At 70.3% G+C, this 14823-nt stretch carries 14 protein-coding genes; 11 read left to right on the plus strand and 3 right to left on the minus strand.

The window, feature by feature from the left end:
- Nucleotides 1-11: 11 nt before the first annotated feature.
- Nucleotides 12-1004 (plus strand): 1-phosphofructokinase family hexose kinase, encoded by a 993-nt coding sequence (locus tag ACN27E_RS13270; RefSeq protein ID WP_422741978.1) that lies wholly within the window; start codon nucleotides 12-14, stop codon nucleotides 1002-1004.
- On the plus strand, nucleotides 1001-1783 hold the full coding sequence (surE, locus tag ACN27E_RS13275) for a 5'/3'-nucleotidase SurE (protein WP_422741979.1): 783 nt from the start codon (nucleotides 1001-1003) through the stop codon (nucleotides 1781-1783). The genes ACN27E_RS13270 and surE overlap by 4 nt, the downstream gene beginning before the upstream one ends.
- Here surE and ACN27E_RS13280 read toward each other — a convergent pair.
- Both ACN27E_RS13280 and ACN27E_RS13285 read right to left on the minus strand, forming a co-directional pair.
- Nucleotides 1753-3483 carry a hypothetical protein gene (locus tag ACN27E_RS13280; RefSeq protein WP_422741981.1) on the minus strand — a complete coding sequence of 577 codons (1731 nt, stop codon included), beginning with the start codon at nucleotides 3481-3483 and terminating at the stop codon, nucleotides 1753-1755. The genes surE and ACN27E_RS13280 overlap by 31 nt on opposite strands.
- Nucleotides 3484-3509: 26 nt before the next feature.
- Nucleotides 3510-3935, minus strand: coding sequence for a pyridoxamine 5'-phosphate oxidase family protein (locus ACN27E_RS13285; RefSeq protein ID WP_422741983.1), 426 nt, complete (start codon nucleotides 3933-3935; stop codon nucleotides 3510-3512).
- Nucleotides 3936-4081: 146 nt separating this feature from the next.
- Between ACN27E_RS13285 and ACN27E_RS13290 the strand changes: the two genes are divergently transcribed.
- From ACN27E_RS13290 to ACN27E_RS13310, 5 genes are read left to right on the plus strand one after another with little or no spacing between them, the layout of a single operon-like run.
- Nucleotides 4082-5173 carry an acyl-CoA dehydrogenase family protein gene (locus ACN27E_RS13290; protein ID WP_422741984.1) on the plus strand — a complete coding sequence of 364 codons (1092 nt, stop codon included), beginning with the start codon at nucleotides 4082-4084 and terminating at the stop codon, nucleotides 5171-5173.
- Nucleotide 5174: 1 nt separating this feature from the next.
- Nucleotides 5175-6371, plus strand: a complete 1197-nt coding sequence (locus tag ACN27E_RS13295; protein ID WP_422741985.1) for an acyl-CoA dehydrogenase family protein — start codon at nucleotides 5175-5177, stop codon at nucleotides 6369-6371.
- Entirely contained in the window at nucleotides 6371-8662 is a 2292-nt protein-coding gene (locus ACN27E_RS13300) for a CoA transferase (protein ID WP_422741987.1), read from the plus strand. Before ACN27E_RS13295 ends, ACN27E_RS13300 begins: the two co-directional genes overlap by 1 nt.
- Before the next feature lie 22 nt (nucleotides 8663-8684).
- Nucleotides 8685-9632, plus strand: a complete 948-nt coding sequence (locus tag ACN27E_RS13305) for a LysR family transcriptional regulator (protein WP_422741989.1) — start codon at nucleotides 8685-8687, stop codon at nucleotides 9630-9632.
- A gap of 8 nt (nucleotides 9633-9640) precedes the next feature.
- Complete coding sequence (locus ACN27E_RS13310) at nucleotides 9641-10315, plus strand: HAD family hydrolase (protein WP_422741991.1); 675 nt, start codon at nucleotides 9641-9643, stop codon at nucleotides 10313-10315.
- 11 nt (nucleotides 10316-10326) lie between these two features.
- On the opposite strand, the gene ACN27E_RS13315 is transcribed toward ACN27E_RS13310, so the two are convergent.
- On the minus strand, nucleotides 10327-11385 hold the full coding sequence (locus ACN27E_RS13315; RefSeq protein ID WP_422741993.1) for a diaminopropionate ammonia-lyase: 1059 nt from the start codon (nucleotides 11383-11385) through the stop codon (nucleotides 10327-10329).
- 105 nt (nucleotides 11386-11490) lie between these two features.
- On the opposite strand from ACN27E_RS13315, the gene ACN27E_RS13320 reads away from it, so the two are divergent.
- The 4 genes from ACN27E_RS13320 to ACN27E_RS13335 all read left to right on the plus strand — a co-directional run bounded on the left by ACN27E_RS13320 (nucleotide 11491) and on the right by ACN27E_RS13335 (nucleotide 14746).
- Nucleotides 11491-12405, plus strand: a complete 915-nt coding sequence (locus tag ACN27E_RS13320) for a LysR family transcriptional regulator (protein WP_422741995.1) — start codon at nucleotides 11491-11493, stop codon at nucleotides 12403-12405.
- A gap of 71 nt (nucleotides 12406-12476) precedes the next feature.
- On the plus strand, nucleotides 12477-13238 hold the full coding sequence (locus tag ACN27E_RS13325; protein WP_422741997.1) for a LamB/YcsF family protein: 762 nt from the start codon (nucleotides 12477-12479) through the stop codon (nucleotides 13236-13238).
- A gap of 30 nt (nucleotides 13239-13268) precedes the next feature.
- Complete coding sequence (locus ACN27E_RS13330) at nucleotides 13269-13886, plus strand: 5-oxoprolinase subunit B family protein (RefSeq protein ID WP_422741998.1); 618 nt, start codon at nucleotides 13269-13271, stop codon at nucleotides 13884-13886.
- Nucleotides 13883-14746, plus strand: a complete 864-nt coding sequence (locus ACN27E_RS13335; RefSeq protein ID WP_422742000.1) for a biotin-dependent carboxyltransferase family protein — start codon at nucleotides 13883-13885, stop codon at nucleotides 14744-14746. Before ACN27E_RS13330 ends, ACN27E_RS13335 begins: the two co-directional genes overlap by 4 nt.
- Nucleotides 14747-14823: the final 77 nt, after the last annotated feature.

A 14823-nucleotide genomic window follows, 5' to 3' on the forward strand; every position in this document is an offset into this window, starting at 1 on the left:
CAGGTCACTCCATGACGACGACGTCGAGCCCACCGAACAGCCCTGACGATCGACGGCCCGCGGAATTCGAACCCGACGACCCGGACGCCGCCGTCGTGATCTTCGCCCCGTTACCGGTGCTCACCGTCACCATCGAGGATCTCTCCGGCGAGCCCGACATCCACGTACACGCGGGCGGTCAGGGCGTCTGGCAGTCGCGGATGGTGTCCTCACTGGGCGTGCCGGTGGTGCTGTGCTGCGCTCTGGGCGGTGAGACGGGCGACGTCATCGGGCCGATGCTGCCCAGGCCGCAGATCACCGTGCGGACCGTGCCGGTCAGTTCCCGCAACGGTTCCTACGTGCACGACCGCAGGGACGGGAAGCGCGACGTCCTCGCCGAGACCGCCGGCCGTCCACTGGACCGCCACGAGACCGACTCGCTGTACGAGATCACCCTCACCGAGGGCCTGACGCATGGCTTCGTGCTGCTGTCCGGCCCGCAGGAGGATGACGTGATCTCGGCCGACCTGTACCGCCGCCTGACCACCGATCTCGTCGCGAACGGCTGTCAGGTGGCCGCCGACCTGTCCGGCGACCGACTCGAAGCGGTGCTGGTCGGCAAACCCAGCCTGGTCAAGGTGAGCCACGAGGAGCTGCTCGACGACGGGCGGGCGACCTCCGATGACCCAGCCGATCTGGTCGACGGAATGCGCGCGATGCGCAAGGACGGCGCGGGCACCATCGTGGTGTCGCGCTCCGGTTCGGCACCGGCCCTGGCCCTGCTCGACGACGAGGTCCTCGAGATCGCCATGCCCAGCCTCGAGCCCGCCGATCCCGCCGGCGCCGGGGATTCGATGACGGCCGGCATGGTCGCCGCGCTGGCCGCCGGCGACTCCCTGCGTCGAGCGCTGCAGATCGGCGCGGCCTGCGGCGCGCTCAACGTCGTGCGCCACGGGCTGGGCACCGGCGGCGCGCGGGCCGTGCAGACGCTCGCCGAACGAGTGGAGTTGCGCCCATGGAAATGAGCAGGCTGCGCGCGCTGGTGACCAACGACGACGGCATCGACGCCCCCGGCCTACACGCCCTGGCCGCCGCCGCCCGGGACGCGGGCCTCGAGGTGATCGTCGCCGCACCCGCCGAACAGGCCAGCGGTGCCAGCGCGGCGCTCAGCGCGATCCGCCGCGACGGCCGCACCGTCGTCGAACGCCGGGAGCTTCCGGGACTCGACGGCGTCGACGCCTGGGCCGTGCACGCGCAGCCCGGCCACATCGTGACCGCCGCCCTCAACGGATGGCTCGACCCCCGTCCTGACCTGGTGCTGTCGGGGATCAACCACGGGGGCAACGTCGGACGAGCCATCCTGCATTCGGGCACCGTCGGAGCGGCGCTCACCGCGAAGATCAACGGCGTCCGTGCGCTCGCCGTGTCCCTCAACGTCGCGCTGTACCCGAGCGGTGAGCGGCACTGGCACACCGCGGCCGGTCTGGTGGCCCCGGTGCTGGAGCTGCTGCTCGATGCGCCGGAGGCCACCGCCCTGTCGCTCAACGTGCCCGACCGACCGGCCGCCGATCTCCGCCCCCTCCGTCATGCCGGCCTGGCGTTGGGCGGAGAGGTGCAGACCCGCGTCGCCGAAGTTCGAGACGGGGACCTGCACGTCACGGAGATGGAGGTATCCGGGGAACCGGAGGAAGGCACCGACACCGCGCTGCTGATCGCCGGGCATCCGACATTGACGGCTCTGCGATCGATCGAGGCCGACGACGCTGGCCTGGTTCAGAATTGGTTGGCGTCGCGGTCGGACTGAGCGCCGCGAGTCTTCTCGGAACGCACCTTCGCGCACAGCAGCGCGCTGAGCGGAACCCCGAAGAACAACAGCGCGACGGTCGGATCGTCGGCCCCCACATCGGGATAGAGGTTGACCACAGCGGCGGCCGCGGCGACGAGCAGCAGCTGCGCCGACACGGTGAGGACCACACCGGTGTGCGCCTTCGCGTCAGAGCTTTCGGGCAGCGTCCACAGCAGCGCGTACAGCGCAGCGGTGACGGCGATGATCGGCGTCAGCGGCGTGGCGAGCACCGACGGCAGCCAGGAGGTCCCGCTGATGATCAACAGCGGGATGAGCGCCAGCCGGTTGGCCATCTCCGCCGGCACCGCCTTCTGCTTGCCGATCAACCCGAGAACCGTTGCAAAGCAGGCGAACACGGTGAGGCAGATGGCGATCTGCGACGACTTGGCCCAGAACTTGACAGAGACGTCGAAGTCGAGCTGCAGCGCGGTGATGCCCACGTACACCGGCACGAGGTACAGCAGCGCGACGCGGGCGACCGAACGTCCGACCGTTCCGCGGAAGCGGGGCAGCACCGCGACCGGGACGACCGCCAGCAGCGCCACCCACATGAACAACAGCTCCAGCCCCGCCGGCGGCGTGACAGTCGTCTGCACCGATGCGGTGATCGCGTGGACGACAAGGTTGGCGACGGTGATCACGGCGACCACGCTCTGCACCGCCAGCGCGCTCGCGCCGACCGCCAGGGTGGTCGCCACGTCGCCGCGCTGGGCCAGCGGAGTACGGAACGATCTCTGCGTCACCACGACGATGGCGGCGGCGGTGAGGATCGCGTGCGGCCAGGACCCGATCTCCCCGAGGGACCAGTACCCCTCGAGGTAGCCCGACGACACGCCCCACACGCCGGTCACCTCGAGCACGAGCACCACCGCGGCGACCGCGCAGACAGCCCCGGCGACGGCCCATCCCCCACGGTGTCGAGACACGCTGTGCGCCATCGCGGCCCGCGAGTGCGCAGCGAGCGCCACACCGCCGGTGGCCATGGCCGCGATGAACGCGATCGCGATGCCCGCCAGGTAGGTCGTGATGCCGATGTTCTCCATCAGCAGGCCCACCAGGTGATAGGGGTCGACGGGGTCGGTGGTGTGCAGAGCCCGGCCGAACCGGATATTCACCACGACCGCGGGAATCCACGGCGCGGCGATCAGCCCGGCCAGGACCACGCCGACCCAGGGATGCGGCGGTCGGCGGCGACGGTGCAGCGACCAGACGATCAGCACGGCGGCGGCGAGCCAGGACGCGGCGGCCGGGATGGTCTGCCAGCTGCGGTCGATGGTGAGGATGAGGACGGCGATCAGCGGGGTGCCGATGCCGGCGGCCCACGCCAGCGCCCCGTGGTGGCGGGGCGCGTCGTCGTCGGTGGCGGTGTGCAGATAGCCGACCGCCGCGATGCCCGAGCCCAGGGCGATCCCGATCAGCAGCGGCCAGAAGGCGGTGTAGCGGAAGACGAGCTCACCACCGAACAGGGAATGTTCTTCAGCGTCGAATACGCCCGGCACGAATCCGAAGGCCAGCATGACCGCGGTGCCGACCCAGGTCGCGATCGCCAGCGCGCGCAGCGGGACCGGCATCACGTGCGGGCGCAGATTGGTGGGCCGACGCCGCGCGTCGTCCCACAGTCGCCGCACCAGCGACGGCTGTTCGGTAGTGGGTGCCACGGCGGCATTATGGCCGAGGCGGCGGGCTACTCCTTCGAATAGTCGGTGCTCAGCCAGCGTGTCGGCCGCATCCGGATGACGACCTGTGTGACGCCCAGCTCGGCGAACTCGTCGGCGAACCGGGTGCCGGCTTCCTCGCCCAGGTAGCGAATCGCCAGAGCACGCATGTCGGCTTCAGCGGCGGGCTCGACACCGGCGACGTCGCCCTCGGCGGTGACGTACCGGTAGGGCGGCTGCTCGTCCTGGGCCGTGATCGTGAAGCGACCGGCCGCGCGGATCGCCCGGTCCTTGGCGGATCCCTCCCCGGTCCCTACGCGGACCTCGCCGCCCGGCTCGTAGGTGTACCAGACCGGGACGGCCAGCGGGGCCCGGTCCGGCCGCTCGACGGCGATGACCCCGACGTGCAGGTCGGCCAGGTACCGTTCGCGTTCTTCGCTGCTCATCTTCGCCATGGTTGGGGGAACCGCTGGGATGCGGGTCACATTCCCCGACCCGGTCGACGCAGTGTGTGCGGAGGGGATGTGTGTGCGAAAGGGAAATGCGTCGATGTCGACATCCGTGATGTACAGATCCGCATGCGTCACGAACCATGGGGTCCATGACGATCAGCAGTGCCGAGCGCACGCAGCTCCGGACGGCGGTGCGTGAACTGCTCGACGATGCGTGCACCGAGGACGACGTGCGACGGGTGATGGCGACCGACGACGGTTTCGACCGGAGTCTCTGGCGGCGGCTCGCCGAGCAGGGGGTGGCCGGCATGCTGGTCGACGACGAGTACGGCGGGATGGGTTTCAGCGCCCGGGAACTCGAGGCCGTCGCCGAAGAGATTGGTGCCGCGCTGCTGCCGTCCCCATTTCTGTCCAGCGCGGTGCTGACGGTCGCGCTGGTGCAGGCCGCCGGAGCCGACGAGGACAAGCGGCGTCTGCTGCCCGCTCTCGCCGACGGGACCGCCATCGGCACCCTGGCCGTGACGGGGCCCGCCGGGACCTGGACCGAGGACGGGGTGGACGTCCGCGAGTCCTCCGGCCGACTGACCGGCAGCGCCCACTACGTGACGTTCGGGCAGGTGGCCGACGTGCTGCTGGTGGTCGCGCGCACCGCCGACGGTGTCGGCGTTTTCGAGGTCGCCGGGGACGCCGACGGTTTCGCCCGCACCGCCGCAACCGTCTTCGATCCCACGGTGCGGCTGTCCACGTTCACCTTCGATGACACCCCCGCGAAGCGGATCGGCACCCGCGGCTGGGACGCCGTGCAGGAGGCGCTCGACCTCGCGGTGATCGGACTGGCCGGTGAGCAGGTCGGCGGGTCGCGACGGATGTTCGACACGACCGTCGACTACCTCAAGACCCGCGTACAGTTCGGCCGGCCCATCGGCAGCTTCCAGGCGCTCAAGCACATGGCGGCCGATCTGCTGATCGAGGTGGAGTCGGCCACCTCGGCGGCGCAGCATGCCGCCGCCGAACACGCCGATTGCGGCGAGAACGCCGCCGGCGCCATCGCTCTCGCCGGCTTCGCCTGCGCCGAGGCATACCAGACCATCACCATGGCGGCCATCCAGATGCACGGCGGCATCGGCTTCACCTGGGAGCATCCCGCGCATCTGTACGCCCGCCGCGCCCGCACCGGCGTCCAGCTGTTCGGCGCCCCGCGTCTGTTCCGTGAGCGCTACCTGACCTCGAAGGGGGCCTGAGATGGCCACGACCGATCTGCCCAGCGCCGACGAACTGCGCACCGAGGTTCGCGACTGGCTCGCCGCCAACTGGACCGGGCTCGAACCCTCCAGTGACCCCTGGGCGAGCTCCCCCGAGCGCATCGCATGGCTGGAGAAGGTGCTCGACGCCGGCTACGCCGTGCCCACCTACCCCACCGAATGGTTCGGCCGCGGCTACCCCGCGGACCTGGCCGCCATCGTCTTCGGCGAGTTCCGCGCTGTGAAAGCCCCTGGAGCGGGCCAGGATCGGTACAGCATCCCCGCCAACACCGTGCTGCACTTCGGCACCGAGTCCATCAAACGCGATCTGCTGCGCGGCTTCCTCACCGAGCGGTCCCGGACCTGCCTGCTCTACAGCGAGCCGGGTGCCGGGTCGGATCTGGCCGCTGTGCGCACCACCGCGGTCAAGGACGGGGACCGGTGGATCGTGAACGGCCAGAAGGTGTGGACCTCGGGCGCCCAGCACGCCGAGTACGCCCTGCTGATCGCCCGCACCGACTGGGATGTGCCCAAACACAAGGGGTTGAGTTTCTTCTTCATCCCGATGTGCCAGGACGGGATCGAGATCCGCCCGCTGGTGCAGATCACCGGTGAGTCGCACTTCAACGAGGTGTTCCTCACCGACGCCTCGGTGCCCGACGAATACCTCGTCGGCGGGCTCGGCAACGGCTGGAAGGTGCTGCAGACCGCACTGGCCTACGAGCGCTCCATCATGGGCGACAGTGGCCGGTCGTCGCGCAACCGCAGTAAGGCCGACAGCTTGGTCGAACTGGCCCGTGAGCACGGTCGCCTCGACGACGCGGCGGTCCGCCACGAGCTGGCGACGGTGTTGTCGCGCCGAGAACTGAACCGGCTCAACAACGCACGCGCCAAGGCGTCCGCTGATCTGGGCACGTCGAGTTCGATCATGTCGATCGGCAAGCTGGCGATGTCACGGATCCTGCACTCGGAGGCGGCGCTGAAGACCGAGCTGATCGGCGCCGAGTCGCTGCTGGCCGGCACCGACAGCCCGGTCGCCGACGACGTGAACTTCCTGGCGTTCAACGCGTTCTTCACCTCGATCGGCGGCGGCACCGACCAGATCCAGCGCAACATCATCGGCGAGCGGGTGCTCGGATTGCCGCGGGAGAACGACGTCGATCGCGAGATCCCGTTCCGGCAAGCCCGCAAGAGCTGATGACCGCCTACGACCCACCCCTGGCCGGCGTGCGGATCCTCGACCTGTCCGCAGGCCCGATGACCGCCGTCGGCCGGTTGCTGGCCGACCTCGGGGCCGACATCACCGCGATCACGCTGCCCGGCATCACCGCCGACCACTCCGATGGGCTCGACGTCCTGATCAACCGGCACGGCATCCCCACCGAGACCGTCGACAGCGCCCAGCGGTGGGCGGAGTTGGTGGCCGGCGCCGACATCCTCATCGAATCCACCCGCCCCGGCTCGACCGCCGAGGCGGCACTGGACGTCCGGGGGCTGCGCGCCGCGCATACCGGTCTGGTGATCCTGTCGATCAGTGATTTCGGGCGAGACACCGAGTTCCGCGAATGGCAGGCCACCACACCGGTGCTGCATGCGTTGACCAGTGAGCTGGCCCGCTCCGGCATCCCGGGCCGGGTTCCGCTCGTCCCGCCGGGTGAGTTGCCGTACCACGTCGCCGCCGCGCAGGCCGCGGTCGTGGCGCTCAGTGTGTTCGTGGACCGGTTGCGCACGGGCGAGGGCGATCTGGTCGACTTCTCGATCCTCGAAGGCGCGATGCAGGCCCTCGATCCGCCGTTCGGGACGTTGGGCTCGGCGGCGGCCGGGGTGCCGATCACCGAGCAGCGGCGCGATTGGAATTCCGAACGGCAGCGCTATCCGATCGTGGCGTGCCAGGACGGCTACATCCGCATCTGCATCCTGGCCAAGCGGCAGTGGCGGGGCATGTTCGAGTGGATGGGCAGCCCGGAGCAGTTCGCCGATCCGAAGTTCGACCGGATGGGTGAACGGTTCCGCAGCCCGGACCTGCTGCCGGCGATCGAACGGTTCACCGCCGACAAGACCCGCGCCGAACTCGAACGTGAGGGGCAACGCCACGGAGTACCCACCGCCGCGGTGCTGACGCTCGACGAGGCGATCACCTCCGAACAATGCACGGCCCGTGGGTTTCTCCGCGACGTCGAATTGTCGCCCGGGGTGACCGCACCGGTGCCGGCCGGGGTCGTCGAGATCGACGGACACCGCGCCAGCGCACTGGATCTCACGCCCGGCGCCGCACCCCGGCTGACCGCCGCACCGATCCTGGCCGACCGGACGCGTCGCGACGACGGGCTGCCGCTGGAAGGCATCCGGGTGCTCGACCTCGGGGTCATCGTGGTCGGCGCCGACACCGGACGACTGTTCGCCGACCTGGGCGCCGACGTCGTCAAGATCGAGAATTCGGCGTACCCCGACGGGATGCGCACCAGCCTGACCACGATGTCGCAGGCGTATGCGGCGGGTCACCGCAACAAGCGCTCGATCGGCATCGACCTACGCGCCGACGAAGGCCGCGCGCTGGCCTACCTGCTGGTCGAGCAGGCCGACGTGGTGCTGTCGAACTTCAAACCCGGTGTCGCGCAATCACTCGGGATGGACTTCGCCTCGTTGCGCGCGATCAACCCCGCCGTCGTGGTGGTGGAGAGTTCGGCGTACGGACCGACGGGTCCGTGGGCCCGCAGCCTGGGTTACGGGCCGCTGGTCCGGGCCAAGGCCGGGTTCACCGACCGCTGGGTGTATCCCGGTGAGTCGGGATCGTTCTGCGACACCATCACCGTCTACCCGGACCACGTGTCGGCCCGGATCGGTGCGCTGGCTGCGCTGGCGCTGCTACTGCGGCGGGAACGCACCGGCGCGGGCGGGTCGGCGGCGGTCGCGCAGTCGGAGGTGATGCTCAGCCATCTGGCCGCCGACATCGCCGGCCGGAAGCTGGGACGGGCCGAACCCGAACGGCACGGCCCGTGGGCAGTACTGCCCACCGCGGGTGACGACGCATGGATTGCGGTGACGGTGCGCCACGACGAGGACCTGCGCGCGTTGTGCGAGATGCTGGGCCGGCCGGATCTGACCGGGCGTGAGGGGGAGCGTGAGGGAGCCGCCGAAGCGCTGCGTCAATGGTTGTCGACGCGAACCCGATTCGAGGCGATGACGACGCTGCAGGCCGCGGGGGTGCCGGCCGGGGCGGTACTGCACCCCGCCGAGGTGCCGGCGTGGGAGTACTTCGTCGCGCGCCGGGACTTCCGCGAAGAGCTGCATCCGCATGCGGCGGCGCCCTTCACCCTGGAGAACGTGGTGTTCCACTCCGAGCATGTGCCGGATCCGCCGCTGGGTCAGGCGCCGCTGCTGGGTGAGCAGACGGCGGAGATCGCCGCAGAGCTGTTGGGGATCGGCGCCGCAGAGGTGGCGATGCTGATCGAGCGCGGGGTCCTGGAGACGGTGACGCCGCCGTCCTGAGGCTTCTCTACGATGCGGGGTGATGGAGATCGACTTCACCCGGCTGAAGTACTTCGTCGCGGTCGCCGACGAACTGCACTTCAAGCGCGCCGCGGACAAGTTGATGATCACTGCACCGCCGCTGAGCAAGCAGATCAAACTGCTGGAGAAGGAGCTGGGCGGGCCGCTGTTCGAGCGGGGATATCACGAGGTGCGATTGACCGAGCTGGGCAGCGAATTGGTCGGCCCGGCGCGTGAGATTCTGCGCCAGGTCGAAGAGTTCAAAGCCGCCGCCGGGCAGATCACCAAGGGTGTGAGCGCGATTCGGCTGGGTGCGACCGCGTACGCGCCGTCGGATCTGCTGGCCCGGCTGCAGGACACGGTGTCGCGGCTGCCGATGCAAGTCGACTACACGGTCCCGGGGTCGGCTGCGGAGGTGACCGCGAAACTGGTGGCCGGCAAGCTCGATCTGGGGTTGATTCACCTGCCGGCGTCGGACAGGCGGCTGCAGCGCAGAGTGATCGCGCGGTATCGAGGCGCGATCGCGGTGCGGGCGGACGATCCGCTGGCGCAGCAGGATCTGGTGCAGATCGAGCAGTTGCGCGGGCGCGAGGTGGTGATCGACTTCGCGCGGCCCAACCCGGTGGTGCTCGCCGGTCTGACCCGCCAGCTGAACGCCCGCGGGGTCACGCAGATCGTCCGGACCACCAATCAGCGCGGCGGTGAGCTGGAGATGGTGACGCAGGTGTTCAACCGGCATCTGGTGGCGGTGGTGACGTACGCGCCGGAGTCGTTCATCGGACGGATGTTCTCGCCGCCGGAGTTCGCGCTGATCCCGATCGACGAGAACACCTGGCCGTTGATCGAGATCGCGTTGGCCTGGGTGCCGGAGCGGCTCGAGCGGCGCGCGGAGGTGGAGCGGCTGGTCGAGGACCTGGCGCGCGAACTCGGGCCACCCATGGAACGCAGCGAGCAGAGGAGCCAACCCTGATCACGCACGTGTTCTTCGATTTCTTCGGCACGCTGGTCGATTACGATCCGTCGATCCATCCGGCGGCCGGCAACGCGCCGTGGGACTTCGCGCGGCGGGCCGGGGTGCAGATATCCGAGGAGACGTCCAACAGCTTGTGGCAGCAGAGCTGGGACGACATGGACGCCGACGCCGCGCGCTCGGGACGGGAACACTCGATGCACGACATCGCCCAGAACTATTGGCGCGCCATCGGATCGCCGGCGCTGACCGACGGAGCGATCGACCGACTGATCGACGAGTACTTCCAGGCGTGGACCCAGGATGTGCGGATCGCCCCCGGAGCCCGTGAGTGCGTAGCCGACCTCGGCACCGATCACACCCTGGCGATCGTCAGCAACACCCATGACGCCCGGCTGGTTCCGCGGCTGGCCCGTCGGTTCGGGTTGTACGACGCGATGGACCGGGTCGTCACGTCGGTCGAAACCGGCTGGCGCAAGCCGCATCCGGCGATCTTCGATACCGCCCTGCGGGTCTGCGGGGCGGCGGCGCGCACCACCGTCTACGTCGGGGACAACTGGGCAGCCGATGTGGAGGGGCCGCGAGCGCTCGGGATGCCGGCGATCTACGTGGGGACGCCTGGCGACGGTCGGGCGGCGGTCCCCCTCGAGGACGTACCGGCGGTCATCCGGTCACTCGACTGAGGGGTCCGCCGTCACTGACCGCTCGCGTCAGACCCTTCGGTGTTGAGCAGCAGCACCCTCGTGCTGTTGTCGAGGCGCAATTGCGAGCGCGCCGGTTCGGCGGCCAGGATCTTCAGCGCGGCCAGGCCGGCGGCTCCGCACGGTCCCGCGTCCAGACCCACTGCGGCCAGATCCGCGATCGCGTGCGCGGCAGCCTCGTCGTCGACGACCACGGCGCCGGACAGTCCGCTCTGCAGATCCGGCCAGGCGAGATAGGCCGGTGTGCCGCAGTTCAATCCGGCCATGCTGGTCTCCCCGGTGGGTACCGAGGTCAGTGCGCCGGCGGCGAGGCTGGCCCGGATACAGTCGGCGACCACGGGTTCGACGGCGACGGCTCGGCAGTCGGGCCGTGACCGGGTGAACGTCACCGCGGCGTGGGCAAGCGAACCGACGCCGGCGGGAACGACCACCAGGTCGATTCCCGCGCCGAGTTCGGCGGCCTGATCGACGGCTTCGTCGAACAGGGTGGCGTACCCGTCGACGATCCACTGCGGGACGTCCTCGTACCCCGGCCAGGACGTGTCCTGGATCAGCAGCGCATCCGGATCGGCGTCGGCCAGGGCGGCGGCCTGGCCGACCGCGTCGTCGTAGGGCACGTCGAGCACCCGGACCTCGGCTCCCTCGGCCCGAATCAACTCGATGGCCCGCTCCGAGACACCCCGCGGAATGACGATGGTGGCGGGCAGCGACAGCAACGCCGCCATCCGCGCCACGGCGCGCCCGTGGTTGCCGTCGGTCGCCGTGACCAGGCGGTGCCGCTCGCGGGTGCTCTCCCGCAATGCCCGATGCACCGCCCAGGACGCGCCGAGCATCTTGAACGCCGGCAACCCGAGTCGCAGCGACTCGTCCTTGACCATCACCGCCCCCAGCCCGAGCGTCTCGGCGACGGACGGCAGGAACAGCAGCGGGGTCACCGCATACCCGGGCAGAGTTTCGTGGAACCGCCGGATGTCGTCGGTCCGCCGCGGCGGCGGCACCTCCCGGCCGGGCGTCCAATGGGCGTTGAGCAGAAACGGTTCGGTCGTCAGCACGACACACCTCCTGCCAAGCAGGGTAGGCAGGCTTCCGGCGGCAGAAAATCAGCGATTGCTGCCGTCGATCCGGCAGCGGCGGTGAAGTGTTCCTAGACTCGGGTGATGCTGGACGTCCGCCGACTACGACTGCTCGTCGAGCTGAGCCAACGCGGCACCATCGCGGCGGTGGCCGCCGCGCTGCACATGAGCCCGTCGGGGATCTCCCAACAGCTCGCCCTGCTCGAACGCGAGGCCGGGACGCCGCTGCTGGAACGGATCGGTCGTGGGGTCCGGCTGACCGAAGCGGGTCAGCGCCTGGCCGAGCGGGGCACCGACATCATCGCCGCCCTCGAATCCGCCCAGACCGAACTGCGTTCCCCGGAGAAACCACCGACGGGAACCTGCCGGGTCGCGGCGTTCTCGAGCGCGGCGCGCGCACTGATCCCCGCCCTGCTCGACTGTCAGCGCCGCCATCCCGGCCTGCGGGTCGAACTCGTCGAATCCGAACCCGAGGTGGCGGTACCGGCCCTGCTGACCGGCGATTTCGACCTGGTGGTCAGCGAGGAGTATCCCAGTGGCACAACCACCCTGCCCCGCCACGTGCACCGCGAGGTCCTCGCCGAGGATGCCTTGGAGATCGTCGTCGCCACGTCGCTGCTGGGTGGTCGCGACGTCGCCCGCGCGGCCAAGACCCTGCCCTGGGCGCTGGAACCCGAGGGTGCCGCGTCGCGATCCTGGGCGGTGCAGCACTGCCAGGGCCTGGGATTCAGCCCCACTGTGCAGTACGAGTCCTACGACCTGAATCTGCTCCTGATGCTGGTGCACCAGAGCGCAGCCGCCAGCATCCTGCCGCGGCTGGTGCTGCCGCCGCAGCGCGAGACCGCATCGCTGGTCCGGCTGACCACCGGCTGGTCGCGGCGGCTGGTCGCGCTGACCCGCCGGGCCCGCACCGGTGACCCGTCGGTCGCCGCGGTCCGGCGGTCCCTGCACGAGCAATTCGACGATTCGGCAGTTTCAGTGACCGATCGTCTGCAGTGACTGGCGCTGTTCCTGACCCCGCCGGCGGGGGGATACTCGGGACACATCGACACGAGGAGAGCGGGAGGCCCATGGCGCCGCAAGTAGCGTTGACGACCGATATCGGTGAGGGACTGGGCCGTTGGAGCCTGGGTGACGACGACGCCCTGCTCGAGATCGTCACCAGCGCCAACATCGCCTGCGGATTCCACGGTGGCGATCCGGGCATTATGCGCCGGACGTGTGCGATCTCGGTCAAGAACGGTGTCGCCATCGGAGCCCAGGTGAGCTACCGCGATCTGCACGGCTTCGGCCGTCGCTACATCGCGATGGCGGGCGACGAGTTGCGCGACGATCTGCTCTATCAGATCGGGGCGCTCGAGGTGTTCGCCCGATTGGCCGGCGGCAAGGTCGATTTCATCCGCGCCCACGGCGCGCTGTGGACCGTCGTCACCAAGAACACCGAACACGCTCAGGCGTTGGTGGACGCCGCGGTGGAGTACGGCGGGGATCTGCCGCTGCTGGCGTCGCCGGGCACCGAGGTGTGGCGACTCGGCGAGGAGGCCGGCCTGCGGATGGTCGCCGAGGCGTTCGTGGATCGGGCCTACACCCCCGAGGGGCTCCTGCAGTCCCGCCTCGAACCGAACGCCCTGCTGACCGACGCCGACGCGGCCTCGGCGCGGGCCGTGCAGATGGTCACCGACGGTCATCTCACCGCGAACGACGGCAGCGAGGTCGACGTCGTCGCCGAGGCGCTGCTGGTGCACTGCGACACCCCCGGAGCCGTGGAGATCGCCCGCAAGACCCGCGCCGCGCTCGAAGCCGCCGGGGTCGACCTCATCCCCATCAGGTGACGTCCCTCGGTGACGGCCCTCGGTGAGACAGTGCCCGCGCTCCGACCCTGCGGTGAAGACGCCTGGCTGCTCGATCTCGACGACAACCAGGTGGTCCACCGCTGGGCCGATGCGGTCCGTGCAGCTGGGCTGCCCGGGGTGCGCGAGATCGTTCCCGGGCTGTCCACGCTGCTGATCGCCTTCGATCCGGATCTGACGAACGCCGCGACGGTGCGGGCCGGGTTGGACGCGATCCAGCCCGCGGCCGAGGAGGCGCGCGAACCCGATCACCACGTCATCGACGTGGTCTACGACGGCGAGGATCTCGACGAGGTGGCGCGGTTGACCGGGCTGTCGGTCGCCGACGTCGTCACTGCGCACACCGAGAGCGTGTGGACCGTCGCGTTCTGCGGTTTCGCGCCGGGCTTCTCCTATCTGGTGGGTGGCGATCCACGGCTGTACGTGCCCCGGCGCGACGAGGCCCGGGTGCGGGTCCCCGCGGGGGCGGTCGCGCTGGCCGGCGAATTCTCCGCGGTCTATCCGCGGGTCTCCCCGGGCGGCTGGCAGTTGCTCGGCCACACCGACGCGGTGCTGTGGGACTCCGAGGCCGATCCACCCGCCGTTCTGCGGCCCGGCGCGGTGGTGCGGTTCCGGGACGTGCACCGATGAACAAGCTCACCGTCGAGTCGGTCGGCGTGCTCGCCCTCCTCGAGGACGCCGGCCGGCACGGGCTGGCCCACCTCGGGGTCGGGCAGTCCGGGGCCGCCGACCGCGCGTCGTACGCCTTGGCGAACCGGCTGGTGGGGAACCTGCCGGGCGCCTCGTGCATCGAGGTGACCCTGGGCCGGATGACCTTCAGCGTCGATGCGCCGACGTTGATCGCGGTCACCGGGGCGCCCGTCCCGGTCACCTGCGGGCGACGCGCGCAGGCGGTGAACGCGGCGTTCACCGCCCCGCCCGGGCAGCGGATCACCCTCGGCGCCCCCACCGCCGGACTGCGCAGCTACATCGCCGTCCGCGGCGGCCTGGTCGGCCACGACGTCCTCGGCTCGATGTCCTGGGACACCATGGCCCGGCTCGGTACGCCGCCCCTGCGGGCCGGTGACGTCCTCCCGCTCGGCGACGCCGCGGCGGATTGGCCCGCAACCGATCTCGCGCCGGTCGCAGCCCTGGGCGCCGAACCGCTGGTGCTGCCCCTGCGCCTCGGTCCGCGCGACGACTGGTTCGCCGAGGCCGCCGTGGGCCGGCTGCGCAGCGGCGAGTTCACCGTCACCTCCGACGCCGATCGGGTCGGGATCCGCCTGGACGGACCGGAGCTGCCCCGCCGGCGGCCCGGTGAACTCGGCAGCGAGGGCGTCGCCCTCGGCGCCCTGCAGGTCCCGACCAGGGGCCGGCCGACGCTGTTCCTGGCCGACCGGCCGGTGACCGGTGGCTATCCGGTGATCGGAGTGGTGGCAGCATCGGCCCTGCACCGGGCCGCTCAGGCGGTGCCCGGGACCCGCATCCGGTTCGCCGTCACCGCTCACTGAGAGCACTGGCAATGAGTGACAAACCACTGCCCATCGGTTGGCTGCTCCTGACATGGAGCATCGACCTCCTCCCGACC

Source organism: Mycobacterium sp. WMMD1722, from assembly GCF_049315205.1.
In the GTDB taxonomy this organism is placed as follows: domain Bacteria; phylum Actinomycetota; class Actinomycetes; order Mycobacteriales; family Mycobacteriaceae; genus Mycobacterium.